11 protein-coding genes are annotated in these 16,835 nt (G+C 61.8%); 4 read left to right on the forward strand and 7 right to left on the reverse strand.

Features of this window, described 5'->3' with window-relative positions:
* Positions 1-125 precede the first annotated feature (125 nt).
* Positions 126-1,778 carry a TldD/PmbA family protein gene (locus tag O9Z63_RS18425; protein ID WP_270126850.1) on the reverse strand — a complete coding sequence of 551 codons (1,653 nt, stop codon included), beginning with the start codon at positions 1,776-1,778 and terminating at the stop codon, positions 126-128.
* A 113-nt stretch (positions 1,779-1,891) separates the two neighbouring features.
* Here O9Z63_RS18425 and O9Z63_RS18430 point away from each other — a divergent pair, with 113 nt between their 5' ends.
* Positions 1,892-2,194: a GIY-YIG nuclease family protein gene (locus O9Z63_RS18430; protein WP_270126851.1), complete on the forward strand. Its 303-nt coding sequence runs from the start codon at positions 1,892-1,894 to the stop codon at positions 2,192-2,194.
* Positions 2,195-2,278: 84 nt separating this feature from the next.
* Here the strand turns inward: O9Z63_RS18430 and O9Z63_RS18435 are convergent, their stop codons facing one another.
* The 5 genes from O9Z63_RS18435 to O9Z63_RS18455 form a co-directional block, all read right to left on the reverse strand.
* Entirely contained in the window at positions 2,279-3,613 is a 1,335-nt protein-coding gene (locus O9Z63_RS18435) for a TldD/PmbA family protein (protein ID WP_270126852.1), read from the reverse strand.
* 175 nt (positions 3,614-3,788) lie between these two features.
* A complete protein-coding gene (locus O9Z63_RS18440) occupies positions 3,789-5,435 on the reverse strand; it encodes a TldD/PmbA family protein (RefSeq protein WP_270126853.1) in 1,647 nt (548 codons plus the stop codon).
* A 118-nt stretch (positions 5,436-5,553) separates the two neighbouring features.
* A complete protein-coding gene (locus tag O9Z63_RS18445) occupies positions 5,554-6,600 on the reverse strand; it encodes a 5-methylcytosine restriction system specificity protein McrC (protein ID WP_270126855.1) in 1,047 nt (348 codons plus the stop codon).
* A gap of 210 nt (positions 6,601-6,810) precedes the next feature.
* A complete protein-coding gene (locus O9Z63_RS18450) occupies positions 6,811-8,121 on the reverse strand; it encodes an AAA family ATPase (protein ID WP_270126857.1) in 1,311 nt (436 codons plus the stop codon).
* 123 nt (positions 8,122-8,244) lie between these two features.
* Positions 8,245-8,367: a hypothetical protein gene (locus O9Z63_RS18455; protein WP_262489704.1), complete on the reverse strand. Its 123-nt coding sequence runs from the start codon at positions 8,365-8,367 to the stop codon at positions 8,245-8,247.
* Positions 8,368-8,521: 154 nt separating this feature from the next.
* Here O9Z63_RS18455 and O9Z63_RS18460 point away from each other — a divergent pair, with 154 nt between their 5' ends.
* The 3 genes from O9Z63_RS18460 (at position 8,522) to O9Z63_RS21125 (ending at position 14,483) form a co-directional block, all read left to right on the forward strand.
* Positions 8,522-9,919 (forward strand): hypothetical protein, encoded by a 1,398-nt coding sequence (locus O9Z63_RS18460; RefSeq protein ID WP_270126859.1) that lies wholly within the window; start codon positions 8,522-8,524, stop codon positions 9,917-9,919.
* Positions 9,920-10,105: 186 nt separating this feature from the next.
* Positions 10,106-12,595: a M1 family metallopeptidase gene (locus O9Z63_RS18465; RefSeq protein WP_270126861.1), complete on the forward strand. Its 2,490-nt coding sequence runs from the start codon at positions 10,106-10,108 to the stop codon at positions 12,593-12,595.
* 355 nt (positions 12,596-12,950) lie between these two features.
* Complete coding sequence (locus O9Z63_RS21125; protein ID WP_408613551.1) at positions 12,951-14,483, forward strand: ThuA domain-containing protein; 1,533 nt, start codon at positions 12,951-12,953, stop codon at positions 14,481-14,483.
* Between the two features lie 96 nt (positions 14,484-14,579).
* On the opposite strand, the gene O9Z63_RS18480 is transcribed toward O9Z63_RS21125, so the two are convergent.
* Positions 14,580-16,667 (reverse strand): sigma-54-dependent Fis family transcriptional regulator, encoded by a 2,088-nt coding sequence (locus tag O9Z63_RS18480; RefSeq protein ID WP_270126862.1) that lies wholly within the window; start codon positions 16,665-16,667, stop codon positions 14,580-14,582.
* Positions 16,668-16,835 lie beyond the last annotated feature (168 nt).

The raw sequence follows: 16,835 nt of genomic DNA on the forward strand, positions 1-16,835 counted from the left end.
GAAGCGCACAAGGCCGTCATGCTGAGCTTGCCAAAGCATCTCTACCGTTTCGTCTACACGACTGAGTTAGCCAGAGGTAGAGATGCTTCGACTTCGCTCAGCATGACGTTCTGTGAACAGCAGCCTTAAATCTTCCTTGCAGTGTTGATGACGTTGACGCCGTTGAAGCGGGTGGTGCTGGAGCCGTGGCTCACGGCCGAGCTTTGCGAGGGCTGGCCTTTGCCGTCGTTGAAGAAGCCTGCCAGCCGATAATCGGAGGCGTCGCAGGAGCCGGCGCAGGAGTTCCAGAACTCCAGCGTGTTGGTCTGGTAAGCCACGTCTTCGAGCATGCCCGTGATTTTTCCTTTCTCGATGGCATAAAACACCTGCCCGCCGAACTGGGAGTTGTAGCGCTGCTGGTCGATGCTGAACGAGCCGTTGCCGGCAATGTAGATGCCCTTGTCCACCTTGCTTACCATCTCGTCCACGCTCATCTTGGTGGGGCTGGGGCGCAGGCTGACGTTGGGCATGCGCTGGAACTGCACGTCGCGCCACGACTGCGAGTAGCAGCAGCCATCCGACTCAGTCTGGCCCACGATGGCCGCCTGGTCGCGGATTTTTTCATAGTCCACGAGCGTACCTTCCTTGATCAGGTCCCACTCCTTGGTTTTCACACCTTCGTCGTCATAGCCCACGGCGCCCAGCGAGCCGGGCTGCAGCTTATCGGCCACGATGTTGACCTGCTTGGAGCCGTAGGGCGTGCCTTTGGCTTTCCATTCCAGCGTGGCGAAGCTGGTACCGGCGTAATTAGCCTCGTAGCCCAGCACGCGGTCCAGCTCCAGCGGGTGGCCCACCGATTCGTGGATCGTGAGGCCCAGGTGGTGCGGGTCGAGCACGAGGTCGTACTTGCCGGGCGTCACGCTCTTGGCGGTCAGCTTCTGCTTCACCTGCTTGGTGGCGCGTACCACGTCTTCCAGGATGTCGTAGGAGTTGCGGTAGCCGAACACGTCGGACCCTTCGGGGCCGGCAATCTTGTCCTCCGCTTTGGGCGTGAGGTACTCGTAGCCCAGCCCCATCGGCGCGCTCAGCGACTGCCGCGAGCGGAACTTGCCCGACGCCCGGTCGATGGCCGTCACGCCGAACGTGGGCCAGATGCGGTGCACGTCCTGGTCGATGTAGGAGCCGTCGGTGCTGGCGAAGTACTTCTGCTCGTTCACCTGAAACAGCACCGAATTCACGAACGAAGCGCCGTTGTCGAGCGCCTTGGCGTTGGCGTTCAGCAACAGATCCACCTTGTCTTTGATGGGCACGGCAAAGGCGTTCTGCTGAATCGGGGCCTTCCAGCTCACCTCGCCAAACCCGCGCTGCGGGGCCAGCTGCACCGGCTGCTTCTGCACCTTGGAGTTTGCTTTGGCAATCTGCACGGCCAGCTGCGCGGCCTTGGCCAAGCCGGCTTCCGTCACGATGTTGGTGGAGGCAAAGCCCCAGGTGCCGTTGGCAATTACCCGGATGCCCGCCCCATAGCTCTCGGAGCTGACGATGTTCTGCACCTGCTTCTCGCGGGTGAACACGCCTTGGTTGAGGTAGCGCCCGATGCGCACGTCGGCGTAAGTAGCGCCAGCCGACTTGGCCGCATTCAGCGCCGCATCAGACAGCCGCTTCTTAATAGCAGGGTCGTCGGCTGCGTCCAGCAGACGCAGCGGGTCCACGGCCGTGCCTTCGCCGAAACCTGGAATAGTAGGCAGCAGCAAAGCGCCGGTAGCCAGGCCCGTAAGGCCTACAAAATCACGTCTTTTCATAGGAGAAAGGATATTGTCATTCCGACGAAGGAGGAATCTGAGTTATACTTGAGAGTACAATTTTACCCAGATTCCTCCTCCGTCGGAATGACAAGATTCGAAAGCAAAAACCGATGCGCTACCACCACTATTTCGTTTACATCGTGACCAATCCCAAGCGTACCGTCCTTTATATCGGCGTCACCAACGACCTGGCCAGAAGACTGGAGCAGCATCTTGAAAACGAAGGCCGGAAACATACATTCGCCGGTCGCTACTTCTGCAATCTGCTGATGCATTGGGAAGCCTTCGGCGACATCAAACAGGCAATTGCGCGGGAAAAGGAAATCAAGGGATGGCGGCGCGAAAAAAAGGATGCGCTGATAGCTGCACATAGCCCGGAATGGCGGGATTTGCACCCCGATATCATCGGGTAATTGTCATTCCGACGAAGGAGGAATCTGAGTGAAAACGTTCAACGGTTTCAACCAGATTCCTCGCTCCGCTCGGAATGACAGTGCCTACACCGCGTCCGACAGGCTGGTGAACGTGAAGTCGCGGATCTTGAGCGGGGGCACGAGGTTGCCGCCCACGCGCACCGGCTTGCCGATGGCTTCCAGGTTGTTGAGCATGATAATCGGCGACTCGTTGAAGCGGAAGTTCTTCACCGGGTGCTTGATGCGGCCGTTTTCGATGTAGAAGGTTCCGTCGCGGGTGAGGCCGGTGTAGAGCAGCGTCTGTGGGTCGACGGGGCGGATATACCACAGGCGCGTCACGAGGATGCCCTTGGCCGTGCCCTTGATCATGTCCTGCACGCTCTGGGTGCCGCCTTCCATTACCCAGCCATCGGGGCGAGGCAGGTCGGGAATGCCAGCTTTCTGAGCCCAGAACCGCGACGAGTACAGGTTCTTCACCACACCCTTCTCAATCCAAGTGGTTTTCTTCTGCGGGCGGCCGTCGCCGGAGAAGCTGAGGCTGGCAATTTCGGGGTTGGTAGGGTCGGAGTAAATGGTTACCCGCTCGTCGAAGAGCTTTTCGCCCTTCTTGTTGCCGCCGCCTTTTTTGCTCAGGAACGAGCGGCCTTCGTCGGCGCTGCGGGCGTCCATGGCGCTCATCAGGGCCTGCAGCAGCGAGGCATCGGTGTTGGCCACCAGGGCGGCCGGCTCCAGAATAACCGTGTATTTGCCGGGCTCCAGGGCCTTAGCGTTGCGCGACATGGCGGCCTTATCGGCGGCTACGCGGGTGAGGGCGGCGGCATCGAACTTGCCGGAGTCGTTGTAGTCGGCGGTGGCGTAGCCCGAGCCGGTACCGTCGGGCGTGCGCACCGTGATGCTGAACTCCAGGTTGGTGAGCTGCTGGTAGGCCTCCAGGCCCTTGCTGTTGCGCTTGGCGATGAAGGAGGCGCCGTCGTTGAGGAAGGCCGCCGACGAAAGCTTCTTCTCGTCGCAGATTTTCATGCTGGCTCCCACCTGCTGGGCGCGGTAGTCGGGCGTGATGCCGGCCGTGCTGGCCGCGTACGACTTAGGTGCGGCCACGTACTGCTGGGCACCCAGGAAGGGCATGTACTCGGGGCTTTCGGGGGCGAGGCGTGCAATTTCCTCGGCCCGCTGCACGCAGCGGCGCAAGGTGGCGTCGTCGAACTCGTTGCAGGTAGCTACGCCGCTGCGCTTGCCGAAGCGTGCTTCCACGCCCAGGCTCACGTTATCCACGGCGCCGCTGGTGCTGATGGAGTTGCGGGCCGAGCGGACGTTGCCGCCGGTTTCGCCGGTGAGCGTGGCTTCACACTCGTCGGCGGTAGCAAAGCTCAGCACCTTTTTCAGGATAGCCTGCGCCTCGTCTTTGGAAAGAATTGCCATATGGTTGATGTGCTGATGTTGGATGAGTGGATGGGCCCTAGCTGTAGTTGCCTCACCCCAACCCCTCTCCAAAGGGAGAGGGGTTCTAGCTTTAGTGTTCTAGCTGGGCTATCTTTTTAGAGCTAGTTCCCCCCTCTCCCTTTGGAGAGGGGGCTAGGGGGGGAGGCCGCCGTTGCTATACTTTCCGGGCCGTGTTGATGACGTTGACGCCGTTGAAGCGGGTGGTGCTGGAGCCGTGGCTCACGGCCGATACCTGCGAGGGCTGGCCTTTGCCGTCGAAGAACGAGCCGAACAAGCGGTAGTCCGACTGGTCGCAGATAGCGTTGCAGCTGTTCCAGAACTCCTGGGTATTGGCCTGGTAGGCCACGTCTTCGAGCATGCCCGCAATCTTGCCTTTCTCGATGGCATAAAACACCGTGCCGCCGAACTGGAAGTTGTAGCGTTGCTGGTCGATGCTGAACGAGCCGCGGCCGGCAATGTAGATGCCCTTGTCCACGCCTTTTACCATATCGTCCACGCTCATCTGCGAGGTGCCGGGCTTGAGGCTGATGTTGGCCATGCGCTGGAACTGCACATCCTGCCACGACTGCGCGTAGCAGCAGCCGTCGGAGTGGTCCTGGCCCACGATGTGCGCCTGGTCGCGGGTTTTCTGGTAGTCCACCAGCTTGCCTTCCTTGATGATGTCCCACTGGCCGGTTTTCACGCCCTCATCGTCGTAGCCGACGGCGCCGAGGCTGCCCGGTTGGGTTTTGTCGGCCACAATGTTCACTAGCTTGGAGCCGTAGGGCGCGTTCTTAGCTTTCCACTCCAGCGTGGCGAAGCTGGTGCCGGCGTAGTTGGCCTCGTAGCCCAGCACGCGGTCCAGCTCGGTGGCGTGCCCGATGCTTTCGTGGATGGTCAGGCCCAAGTGATTAGGGTCGAGCACGAGGTCGTACTTGCCCGGCGTCACACTCTTGGCCGTCAGCTTTTCTTTAGCCTGCTTGGCCGCCAGGGCGGCATCTTCCAGGATGTCGTAGGAGTTGCGGTAGCCCACCAGACCGGTACCGGCCGGCCCGTTGATGCGGTCGGCGGCTTTGGGCGTGAGGTACTCGTAGCCCAAACCCATCGGCGCGCTCAGGGCCTCGCGGGTGCGGAACTTGCCGGTGCTGCGGTCAATTGCCGTGGCGCTGAACGTGGGCCAAATGCGGTGAATGTCCTGGTCGATGTAAGAGCCGTCGGTGCTGGCGAAATACTTCTGCTCGTTGATCTGGAACAGCGACGAATTCACGAACGACGCGCCGTTGTCGAGGGCCTTGGCGTTGGCAGCCAGCAGCAACTCCACTTTCTCTTTCACGGGCACCTCGAAAGAGTTCTTCTCTATGGGTGTTTTCCAGCTTACCTCGCCGTAGCCATTCTGCGGCGCCAGCTTCACCTGGTCTTTCTGCACTTTGGCGTTGGCCTTGGCAATCTGCACGGCCAGCTGCGCGGCCTTGGCCATGCCGGCCTCGGTCACGGTGTTGGTGGAAGCAAAACCCCAGGTGCCGTTGGCAATTACCCGGATACCGGCCCCGTAGCTTTCCCCGCTGGCAATGTTCTGCACCTGCTTTTCGCGGGTGAAGATGCTCTGATTGAGGTAGCGCCCGATGCGCACGTCGGCGTAAGTGGCGCCGGCGGCTTTGGCCGCGTTCAGGGCCGCATCGGCCAGCCGCTTCTTGATGGCCGGGTCTACGGTTTCCAGTAGCCTGAGCGGATCAACAGGTGTCGCGCTCAGGCCCGGAATGGCGGGCAGAAACAGGGCGCCGGTTGCCAGGCCGGTGAGGCCCACAAATTCGCGTCTTTTCAAAAGAGTAAAGGTTTGGTGATGGAGAGTGGAAGGACAGAGGAAGCAGGGTAACTAGCTGTTGCAATCTACTGACGCAACTGCGGTTTCAGGGCTGCATTCGTTCATAAAACCCACAATTTTATTGCCGATCCGGCAATTGCAGCAGACCCAGCAGATCCGCCGCAATACCTTCCCAGGGCTGGGCCAGATCCAGCGTGACCACGCGCACCGGGTGGCCGCCGAGCGTGTAGCGCACATCCAGGGTTTGGGCGGCGGCCGGGTAGAGCAGGATGCCTTCCAGCTGCTGGCCGGGCAGCGCGGGCTGGTTTTGCAGGTAGGCGTAGAGCTGGTAGAGGTGGGGCGAAATCAGCTTTTGCTGCTGGTAGCGCGGGCGCAGCGCGGCCGTATAGTACTTGGTGTCGAGGATGATCTTGCGCTCGGGGCTCTCCAGCGACGTGTCCGTAATCATGGCCGGCAGCAGGGCCAAGGCTTCGGCGGTTTCGGCCTCGGCCTGCCACGGAATGGTTTCCGACGACACCCGGAACTGTTGCTGCTCCAGCCGGTAAAAGTTGCGCACAAACTGCTCGAACAGCTGCGCCATCAGCCGCTCGTCGCGGCGGAAGTCGTGGAAGCGGGAGGCGCCGGCCGCATCGGGTGTGGGCAGGGCGCTGTGGTGAATCAGCTCACACACGTTTAGTAGAAAAGCAGACAGTCCGGTGGGCCGCAGCCGGCGTACGGCGCGCAGCGTAGCCGCCGAAAGCGGCAGTGGTGCCAGGGCCGGCGGAAACCGCCTTACAACTTGCTTTATTTCGTGGCGTAGGGCGGCGGGTAGTGGGCGGGCGCGGGCCAGCTGCTGCAGGGTGCCCAGCAGCAACTGGTTGGCGGGCGTGGCCGCACTCAGCTCATCATAGGTGCAGATGGCGCGGCCCTGGGGCAGTAGGTTGCGGGCCAGGGTGGGGGCCAGCAGCAGGCGGCCGCGCAGCTCGGGCAGCTCCTGCGTTTGCTCGGAATAGCCGGTGGGCAGACCCTGCCGGAGCAGCCGCCGGGTACCCGTGAGTAGCAGGCGCGCCAGCAGTTCCAGCGGCCGGTGGAAAGCGGCCGCCTCCACGATCTGTTGCTCGGCCGGTTCCGGCAGGCGGTTCCAGGCATAGCAAAGCAGGTAGTAGAGGTTCTGAATCGGAATCATGTAGAACACGCTTTAGCTTGTTCGCGCTGGTGAGCGGCGGTGTAAGTGCGGACGGCGCGGTTTCAACTGGCCGCTACGCGTCCTCCGGTCGGAGACCGGGGCGATACGCCGGCCACCGGTCTTGCAGCTGTGCCGCGCAGACCGGGCCCGCACTACTCCGCTGCCTCTCCACGACCAGCCATCTAACCATTCAGCAATTCAGTTATTTACCTACCCCAGTAGCTTCTTTTTCTGGGCGGCGGCCTTGGCGGGCTGGTCCAGCCAGTAGTCATCAAGCAGCGGCCCGATTTCCTGCTCCAGAATCAGGGTGAGCCAGGATTCGGCCTCGGCGGCCGTGGCAGGGGGGAGGCAGAAGTAGCTGTGGCCGATGCGGAACTCCGGGCCCAGGTCGGGGTCGTCGGTGATGGTTTGGTTGAGGGCGGTGAGGCGCTGCGTGAGGCGCTGCACCACGGCGGCCGGCACGCCCTGCGCCGCCAGCAGTTGCTGCAGCGGTTCCCCAAACTCCGGCTCCAGCTCCACGAAAGCAAACCGCCGCCGCAGGGCATAGTCCAGCGGCGCGAGGCTGCGGTCGGCCAGGTTCATGGTGCCGATGAGGTACACGTTTTCGGGCACGAAGAAGCGCGGGGCCTCTGCCGGGCTGTAGGGCAGGCGCACGGCTTGGGCCGGGCCGCGCTTGTCAGCTTCCAGCAGCAGCAGCAGCTCCCCGAAGATGCGGCTCAGGTTGCCGCGGTTCAGCTCGTCAATCAGCAGAAAATAGGGCCGCTCCGGATCCTGGGCGGCGCGGCGGCAGAAGTCGGGCAAAATACCTTCCTGCAGCCGGAACACCCCCTGCGCATCGGGCCGGAAGCCCTGCACGAAATCCTCGTAGCTGTAGCTCGGGTGAAACTGCACCAGTTCCACGCGCGTGGCGTCAGTGGCGCCCAGCTCCAGCCAAGCCAGGCGCCGCGCCAGGAAGGTTTTGCCGGTTCCGGGCGGACCCTGCAGAATCAGGTTGCGGCGGCGGCGCAGGCCGGCCAGCGCGTCGGCCAACTTGCCTTCCGAAACAAACAGCTCCTGCAGTGCCTGCTCGCGGCCGTACGGCTCGGTGGGCAGCATGTAGGCGGGGGTGGGCTCGTGGGCCTGCACCTCCGTTTCAGTGGTGAGAGCCGGAGTTTGTTTCGGTGGTTTCGGGGCGGCTTCGGGGCCTACGTACAGCGCCTGCATATCCTGCTGGGCGGCCACGTCGCCATCCAGTGGCGAGTTGGCCAGGGTGGGGCGCTTGGTGGCAATGGTGAAGTCGAGGCGCTCCAGCACGCGGTTGGTGGGCGCGCCGGCGGCCAGGGGCCACGCGGCCTCGGGCTGCCCCAGCGCCAGCCGAAACGCCAGCTGCGCCACGGCCCGCGGCGCGTAGCGGCGGCCCCGGTACACCAGGTCGTAGACGGTGCTCAGGGGCATGCGCGGGCCTTCGCGGTCGAGGTGGCGCAGGGCGCGCAGCACCTGCTCGCGGGTGAGCTGCGTGGGGTCGAGGTCGGGAGTGGGCATGCGGGTCTAAAGTACACGCAAAACAGCGGCGGGCCGAATAAAATGCCGGAAGCGGGCGGTGGGGCGCCACAAAAACGCCCGGCTTCCTGGGAGGAAGCCGGGCGTCCGGGAATGCAGGGCAGCTTACTTCTGCTGCGTGGTTTTCTTTTTGCCGTCGGGCTTGTCCTTCACCGTTTCCTCGTTCTTCTTTTCGTCGCGCTTGGTTTCGGGGTCGGTATGCTTGGGGGTGGAGGCGGTCTGGGCCATGGGGCTATAAGCTAAGGTGAATGGATGCAGGAGTGTACGCAGCAAGCTGCGGCAGGGCTGCTAAAAGCCGGGATTTTGTAGCCCGGCCCGGCACAGTTTCGGGCTTCTGCCTACCTTCAGGCTCGCTGTATCCTTTTATCCTGATTCGCTTACGATGCCCATAATTACCCGTGTCCTCTACCTGCTGACCGCCTTGCTGCTCACGGCCGCCACCGCTGCCGCCCAGCAGCTGCGCCCCGAAACCGATTCGTTGGGCCAGGTGCTGCAGCGCGCCCGGCAGCTGCGCAAGCCGGTGTTCTTGTTTTTCCCGGCGGCGCCCGCGCCCGGCAAGCTCACCAAACAGCAAATGGCCCAGCGCTACAAATCCGGCTTCGATGATGCGGCCGTGGTGCAGGTGCTGCAGCAGGAGTTTCTGGTGGTGAAGGCCAACATGCGCGAGCCCGCCGGCCAGCGCCTGGCCCGCCGCTACGCCATCAATACCTTTCCTACCTACCTCTACCTGCACCCCGACGGCACGGTGCTGCACCGCAGCTACAGCAACACCCCGGACGCCGCCCGCTACTTGCGCGACATCGACACGTTCCGGCAGAAGCTGGCCAGCCCCGACAACCTGAGTGCGCTGGAGCAGCGCTACGCGCAGGGCGAACGGGCGCCGGAGTTTCTGCGCCAGTACATCGGAGCGCGCCGCAGCGTGGGCGCGCCCATCAGCCCGGAGCTGCTGGACCAGTACGTGCGCGAGTTGCCCGTCAAGGCATTTGAGCGGTTGGAGCAGGTGGTGTTCGTGTATGAATGCGGGCCGCTGGTAGACAGCCGCGCCTACCGCCTAGCCCGCCTGAACCAGCGCCTCGTGGATAGCATGTATGCCACGCTGCCGTTGCCCCGGCGGGTGGCACTCAATAACGGCATCATCTCCAATACCATGCTGGCGGCCATCAAGGCCAAAGACGAAAAGCTGGCTGTGCAGGGCGCCAATTTTGCGCAGGGCAGCTGGCAAGCGTCGCGCAACTACCAGATGGCGGCGCGGGCCTACAGCGGCAACATGCTGCACTACTACAGCGCCGTGCAGGACACCGCCCGCTACCTGCCTATGCTCACCAGCTTCTACGAGCGGTTTTACATGAACACGCCCGCCGACACGGTGCGCAGGTGGCAGCAGCGCCAGCAGGCCGCGCGCAGCCCGTTCCAGAACGAGCTGCCGTACCCCAACCTGGCCCGGCTGGACTCAGGCGTGAAGGTGCGCATCATGCCGCCCACCATGCAGTTCGATCCGGTGGACGCCGACCTCAACAATGGCGCGTGGGCGTTGTACAAATCAGGAACCCGGCGCAACAGCTACCTGATGCAGGCGTTGCGCTGGAGCCAGCGTTCTGTGGCGCTGGACCCCAGAGCCGCCTACTACGATACCATGGCGCATCTGCTCTACGCGCTGCATTTTCCGGCCGAAGCCGTAGCCACGCAGCAGCGGGCGGTAGCGCAAGCCAGGCAGGCCAAAGAGCCAGCTGATGGGTTTGAGCAGACCTTGCGCAAAATGAAGGCAGGCACGCTGAATTGATACTATAGGGCGGTGGCGGATATGAATATTTGTTTCGTGAAATATTATTTATACAGTACCTTGTTTTGCATACTACCGATTGATATGTTTGTAGCAGTAATCCCTACTGCATAGCAAACCCGCCGGAAGCTGCAGCCTCCGCGCCATTGCGGTGCCCTTGCTTTCCCTTCCCTTCCTTCCATACTCATGAAAAACCTGCTTACTGCTGCCGGCTGCGTGCTGGCTACCACGGCGGCGCTGGCCCAACAGGCCCCACCCACGCCGCCCGCCAACCCGGCCCTGCAGATCTACCGCGCCTCCGCCACCAAGGTCAACGACTTGGTGCACACCAAGCTAGATGTGCGGTTCGACTACGCCAAGCGCTACCTCTACGGCAAGGAGTGGGTGACGCTGAAGCCCCACGCCTACGCCACCGACTCGCTGCGGCTCGATGCCAAAGGCATGGACATCAAGCAGGTGGCGCTGGTGAACGGCCTGCAGCTGACGCCGCTGAAGTTCGACTACACCGACCAGAATAACCTGCGCATCTACCTGGGCAAGGCCATGGCGCCCGGCACCAGCTACACCGTCTACATCGAGTACACGGCCAAGCCCGACGAGCTGAAGGTGCAGGGTAGCGCGGCCATCAGCGACGCCAAAGGCCTGTACTTCATCAACCCCGACAGCGCCGTGGCCGGCAAGCCCGTGCAGATCTGGACCCAGGGCGAGACGGAAGCCTCTTCGGCGTGGTTTCCGACCATCGACCGGCCCAACCAGAAAACCACCTCGGAAATCAGCCTGACGGTGCCCAGCAAGTACGTGACGCTAAGCAACGGCGCGCTGGTGAGCCAGACGCCCGCCGGCGCGGGCCTGCGCACCGACACCTGGAAGATGGATTTGCCCCACGCGCCCTACCTGTTCATGATGGCCGTCGGCGACTTCAAAATCTACAAGGAAACCTGGCGTGGCAAAGAGGTGAGCTACTACCTCGAGCCCAAGTACGCGCCCTTCGCCAAGCAGATTTTCGGCAACACGCCCGACATGCTGGAGTTCTTCTCCAACCGCCTCGGCGTGGAGTATCCCTGGAATAAATACGCCCAGGTGGTGGTGCGCGACTACGTGAGCGGGGCCATGGAAAACACCTCGGCCACGCTGCACGGCGAGTTTGTGCAGATGACCGACAAGCAGCTGCTGGACCGCGAATACGGCAACGAGTCGGTCATTGCCCACGAGCTGTTCCACCAGTGGTTCGGCGACTACGTCACGGCCGAAAGCTGGAGCAACCTCACGGTGAACGAGAGCATGGCCGACTTCTCCGAAGGCCTCTACGCCGAGCACCGCTACGGCGCCGACGCCGGCGACTCGCACAACCACCGCAACCTGCGCAGCTACCTGCGCAGCGCCCCCGACGCCCAGAAAAACCTGGTCCGCTTCCATTATGCCGATAAGGAGGAGATGTTTGACCTGGTGAGCTACCAGAAGGGCGGCGCCATTCTGGACATGCTGCGCACCTACCTCGGCGACGACGTGTTCTTCGCCGGCCTGCAGAAATACCTCCAGGACAACAAGTTTGGCAACGGCGAGGCCCACCAGCAGCGTCTGGCCATGGAGGCCGTGTCGGGCCAGGATCTGAACTGGTTCTACAACCAGTGGTACTTCGGCACCGGCCACCCCGTTGTCACGATTGACTACGCCTGGGACGCTACCCAGAAGGTGCAGTCCGTGACCGTGAAGCAGACCCAGCCCGGCCAGCCGTTTCAGCTGCCCTTCGCCATTGATTATTACGTGAACGGCCAGCCCCAGCGCCAGCGCGTGATGATGACCCAGGGCACCCAGACCTTCCAGATGCCGCTTTCAGCCAAGCCGAACCTGGTGGACGTGGACGCCGAGAAAACGCTGGTGTGGCAGCAAACCGACAACAAGTCCGTGGCCGAGTTTGCCTACCAGTATGCCCACGCCCCGCTCTACGTGGCGCGCCGCGAGGCCCTGCTGGCCGCCGCCGCCAAGCAGGACACCGATGCCGCCGCCCGCAAGCTGCTGCTGGCCGGCCTCAACGACAAGTTCAACAACCTGCGCATGGTGGCCGCCGAGCGCCTGAAGCTCGACAACAAGAACATTGCCAAGGAAGCCGCGCCGGCGCTACGCAAGCGGGTAGCCACCGAAAAAGACCCGCACGCCCTGGCTACTGAGCTAACGGCGCTGGCCAAGCTCAAGGATAAGAAGGATGAGAAGCTGTTCAGTCGGCAGTTGAGCGCGCCGTCGTACACGGTGCAGGCGGCTGCGCTGCAGGCGCTAGGTGAGGTGCAGCCCGCCCTGGCCCTGACCAAAGCGCAGGCCCTGGAATCCAGCGAAGACGCCGGCATCAGCCAGGCCGTGGCCAGCGTCTACAGCCAGCACGGCGGCGACGCCCAGTGGGCCTACGTACGCACCCGGTATGATGCCGCCGATGGCCAGAACAAGTTTGGCTACTTCGAGGGCATGGGCGCGATGCTCACCCGCCTCAATGACCCCAAGGCCTTCACCGAAGACGTGGAGCGTCTGCGTGACCTGGCCATCAAGTACAAGCGCTACGGCGCCGCGGAGCCCGTAATTGAGGCCCTGCAGGCCGGCGCCAAAGCCCAGGCCGGCAAGCCCGCCGCCGCGGCCAACCAGGCCACCGCCGAAAAAGCCATTGCCGATATTCAGGCCGCGAAATAATCTGATTTGTTTGAGTTGAAAAGGCCACTCTGCGCAAGCAGAGTGGCCTTTTTCATGGTCTGCTGTGCGGGAATGAGCCTGGAATTCCTGCCTAGCCTGCTGGCAGGTTGGCGCAACTAGTACGCTTGGAAAGGTAAATACTATCGGTAGTTACTTCGCAAAGCTTCGTGTGGTAGACGCACTCGTAGCACTTCTGGCTGAGGCCTGCGTATACTGTCTTATGTTCGCATAATACGCTATGGGAGAAGGATAAGCGGCCACATGTTGCTGTCCTTTTTTGTGATTTTGAATGGTTGGTCAGCCTTTAAAAACAGCAGATATGAGCCCCACGCTACGCACGGTTTTTTCCCTCCTTTTGGCCCTGCCTTTCTACAGCTGCTCCAGCGAAAAAGGGACGGCGGCCGAACCAGAGCCAGCAGCGAGAATTCTGGTCTTCTATAAAACGGCTGGCTTCTATCATTCCTCTATTCCCGTTGCCATTGCCGCCCTACAAAAGCTGGGGGCTGAAAACAATCTGGTGGTGGATACCACCAAAGTAGCTGCCCAGTTCAACCCGGCCAATCTCGCCAGGTACAAAGCGGTTGTGTTCCTGAGTACAACCGGCGACGTGCTGGACAACACGCAGCAGCAGGCCTTCGAACAATACATCAGTGCCGGAAATGGCTTTGTGGGCATCCATGCCGCCACCGACACCGAGTACGACTGGCCATGGTATAATGGGCTGGTTGGCGCGTACTTCAAAGACCATCCCGCCATTCAGCCGGCCACCATTCAGGTAATCGACAAAAACCACGATGCCACGGCTTCTCTGCCCGATACATGGCAGCGCACCGACGAGTGGTACAACTTCCGAAGCCTGGACCCAGGCGTGCAAGTGCTGGCAAACCTGGATGAGCAGACGTATTCCGGCGGCAGCCACGGCAGCAGTCACCCGATTGCCTGGTACCACGGGTATCAGGGCGGGCGGGCCTTCTACACTGCGGGCGGCCATACAAACGAGAGCTACCAGGAACCGCTGTTTCTTCAGCACCTACTGGGGGGCATTCGGTATGCGGCCGGCGCATCAACTCGGGTGATGACTCCGAGCCCCAATCCGACCTATCTGTGGAATAATATGCTCGACCAGAACCTGACGCAGTGGGATAAATTCATAGGGGTGCCACATTACACCCTCAACCTGCCGGGTTACCCGTTGGGAGATGGGATGAACGGCACTCCCATCGGCTTGAATAATGATCCGCTGCAAGTGTTCAAAGTCGAGCAGGAGAATGGGAAGCCCGTGCTCCATATTTCCGGGCAAATCTATGGCGGGTTGAGCACCAAGCAGGAGCTAGGCAACTACCATTTTAAAGCGGAATTCAAGTGGGGTACGCGCAAATACGAGCCCCGCCTGACGGCCAAGCGCGACAACGGCATTCTGTACCATGCCAAAGGCAACCACGGCGCTTTCTGGAATGTGTGGATGCTCTCCCAGGAAATGCAGATCCAGGAAGACGACATGGGGGATTATTTTGCCATAGGGCCGGGCATGGATATACGCGCTGCCTACCGCACCGAAGACAACGAGCTTGATTGGATATATGACCCGGCGGCGCCTCTCAAGTCTTTCGGTATAGGACAACCCGGGCGTTGTCGGCGGGGCCGCAACCGGGAGCGGCCGTTGGGCCAATGGAATACAATTGAGCTTATTTGCCTGGGGCCAAAAAGCCTCCATATCATCAACGGCGAAGTGGTGATGGTGCTGGAGAATTCCCGGGAAACGAAGCCAGATGGCTCGCAGGGGCCGCTGACTAACGGTAAAATTCAGATTCAGTCGGAAGGTGCCGAAGCGTACTACCGCAACATGCAGATTCGGCCCATCACGGCAATTCCAGTCGAATACCGTTAGGGGCAAACAGTCGGTGACGCATAGACCGAAGCTCGGCTGGCAAAGCGGCCTTCGACTATCTATATTGAGTTTTACGGCTGCGCCCGATTGGCTTGTTTAGGTACCCGCTTCCACCGTGCGCCTGATGCCCAGCTTCTTCATGCGGGCCTCCAGTGTTTTGGGGTTGATGTCGAGCAGGACGGCGGCGCCGTTGGGGCCGCTGACCCGGCCGTTGGTGCGGTGCAGCGCCGCCAGAATATGGTCGCGCTCCTGCTCGCGCAGGGTTTTGAGCGGTCCGCCGGCATCGGAAGTGGCGGGAGCGGCCTGGGTGGCCGCCGCAAAGCCCTGAAACTCCAGAAACGGCCCTTGGCTAACTATCACGGCCTGTTCCAGCACGTGCTCCAGCTCGCGCACGTTGCCCGGCCAGCCGTATTGCTGCAGGGCGCGCAAATCCCGCTCGCGCAGGCCGCGCACGGGCTTGCCCATCTGCTTGGTGAAGCGCTCCAGAAAGTGCCGCATCAAAGGCTCAATGTCTTCGGTCCGCTCGCGCAGAGCCGGCAGCCGGATTGGAAAAACGTTGAGGCGGTAGTAGAGGTCGGCGCGGAAATGCCCGGCGGCTACTTCCTCTTCCAGCACGCGGTTGGTGGCCGCGATGACGCGCACATCAGCCCGGATGACGCGCCGCCCGCCGATGCGCTCAAACTCCTTTTCCTGCAGTACCCGCAGCAGCTTGGCCTGCAGGTCGAGAGGCAGTTCCCCAACCTCGTCCAAGAAAATGGAGCCGCCGTCGGCCAGCTCAAACTTGCCGATGCGCCGGTCGTGGGCGCCCGTAAACGCGCCTTTCTCGTGCCCGAACAGCTCACTCTCGATGAGCTGGGCTGGCAGCGCGGCGCAGTTGAGTTTGATGAGGGCGCGCTCCTTACGCGGCGACAGGTTGTGCAGGGCCCGCGCCACCAGTTCCTTGCCGGTGCCGGTTTCGCCCTGGATAAGCACCGTGGTATCGGTGGGCGCCACCTGCCTGATGCGGGTCTGCACCAGCTGCATCACCGGGCTGGTCCCGATGAAGTCTTCGAACTTGGCTGTGGTGTTGATTTCGTCGAGCAGGTAGGTTTTTTCGCGTTCCAGCTGGGCGCGCAACGCCTCAATCTGCTCGAAGGCAAACAGGTTTCGCATAGCCAGCGTGATTTGCGGGGCCAGGCCCGCCACTAGGTCCAGGTCGGCGGTGGTGAAGGCATCGGGGCGGCGGCTGGCCAGCACCAGCACGGCGGCCTGGGTGTCGTCGGTCCAGAGCGGCACGCCCAGCATGGCGCGGGTGCCGTTTTTCTCCATCGTGTACTGCAGCATGCGGTAGCGGCGGGCGGCCAGCTCGTAATCGGGGCCGGTGAGCAGCAGCGGCTGCGAGAAGATGCCGAAGGTTTCGCGCTGCATCTGCTCCCGATTGGCTACCCCGTCCCAGCGGCTTTCTTCCAGTGGCGCAAACGTGCCGTCGGGCTGCTTGGCAAACTCCGCAAAGCCTTCCGTGGCCGTTTCCCGCCGCTGAATGCGCAGCCCGAAGTAGTCGAGCGGCACAATGCGGTTGATTTCCTCCGCCACAGTCTGAAACAGGGCCTGCCGGTCTTTGCTGCTCAGCAGCACGTTGGTCACCGACAGCTGCACCGATTTTTCCCGCTCGCGCCAGGCTATTTCCTCGAAGGCCAGGGCATTGTTCACGGCCACCGCCACCAGGCTCCCGATTTTTTCCAGCAGCGCCAGGTCGGCGGGCAGTAGGGCAGGGGCACGCCGCGCCGCCATGCACAGCAGCCCAATCAGCTGGCCGCCGGTGCGTAGCGGCACCACCGTCAGGTAGTGCACCTTGCGCTGCTCCAGCAATACAAACGGCATGAAGTCCGGGTAGTCCGCCGTCAGCTCCCGGATGTCAATCTGCTGCACCCGTGGGTCGCGCACAAACAACTCAGTCGGGGAGTTTTCCACCGGCATCATACCGGCTACCGTTTGCGGCATCGGGTAGGGCACCTCGCCCAGATAATCGCGCATGAACAGCCGCTTGTAGCGCTGGGCGCTATCGAGCGTGATGATGGCAATCATATCGAACGGAAAAATCAGCCGTAGTTTCTCTGTTACGAGCTGAAAGAGCTTGTCTTTGCTGCGCGTGGTGGCAATGGCCTCGTTGAGGTACAGCAGCAGCGACTCTTCTGACTGGGGCATGTTATTTTGCTGAAATATCAGGAACAAGGTTCAGGTAATCCTGATATAGCAGGAAAACGTAACTAGGCGAAATTAGGTTGTTTAAGGAGGGAGTAAAAAAATAACTGCTTATACAGCCTGTAAAAGCGGTTTTTGTGCGGGTTAAAATCATTTTAATGATTTGGCACT

Source organism: Hymenobacter yonginensis (assembly GCF_027625995.1).
Taxonomy (GTDB): domain Bacteria; phylum Bacteroidota; class Bacteroidia; order Cytophagales; family Hymenobacteraceae; genus Hymenobacter; species Hymenobacter yonginensis.

Coding starts and splice junctions, on each gene's coding strand:
- O9Z63_RS18430 (WP_270126851.1), top strand. CDS start 1,892: ATGCGCTACCACCACTATTTCGTTTACATCGTGACCAATCCCAAGCGT.
- O9Z63_RS18465 (WP_270126861.1), top strand. CDS start 10,106: ATGAAAAACCTGCTTACTGCTGCCGGCTGCGTGCTGGCTACCACGGCG.
- O9Z63_RS18455 (WP_262489704.1), bottom strand. CDS start 8,367: ATGGCCCAGACCGCCTCCACCCCCAAGCATACCGACCCCGAAACCAAG.
- O9Z63_RS18445 (WP_270126855.1), bottom strand. CDS start 6,600: ATGATTCCGATTCAGAACCTCTACTACCTGCTTTGCTATGCCTGGAAC.
- O9Z63_RS18450 (WP_270126857.1), bottom strand. CDS start 8,121: ATGCCCACTCCCGACCTCGACCCCACGCAGCTCACCCGCGAGCAGGTG.
- O9Z63_RS18435 (WP_270126852.1), bottom strand. CDS start 3,613: ATGGCAATTCTTTCCAAAGACGAGGCGCAGGCTATCCTGAAAAAGGTG.
- O9Z63_RS18480 (WP_270126862.1), bottom strand. CDS start 16,667: ATGCCCCAGTCAGAAGAGTCGCTGCTGCTGTACCTCAACGAGGCCATT.
- O9Z63_RS18425 (WP_270126850.1), bottom strand. CDS start 1,778: ATGAAAAGACGTGATTTTGTAGGCCTTACGGGCCTGGCTACCGGCGCT.
- O9Z63_RS18460 (WP_270126859.1), top strand. CDS start 8,522: ATGCCCATAATTACCCGTGTCCTCTACCTGCTGACCGCCTTGCTGCTC.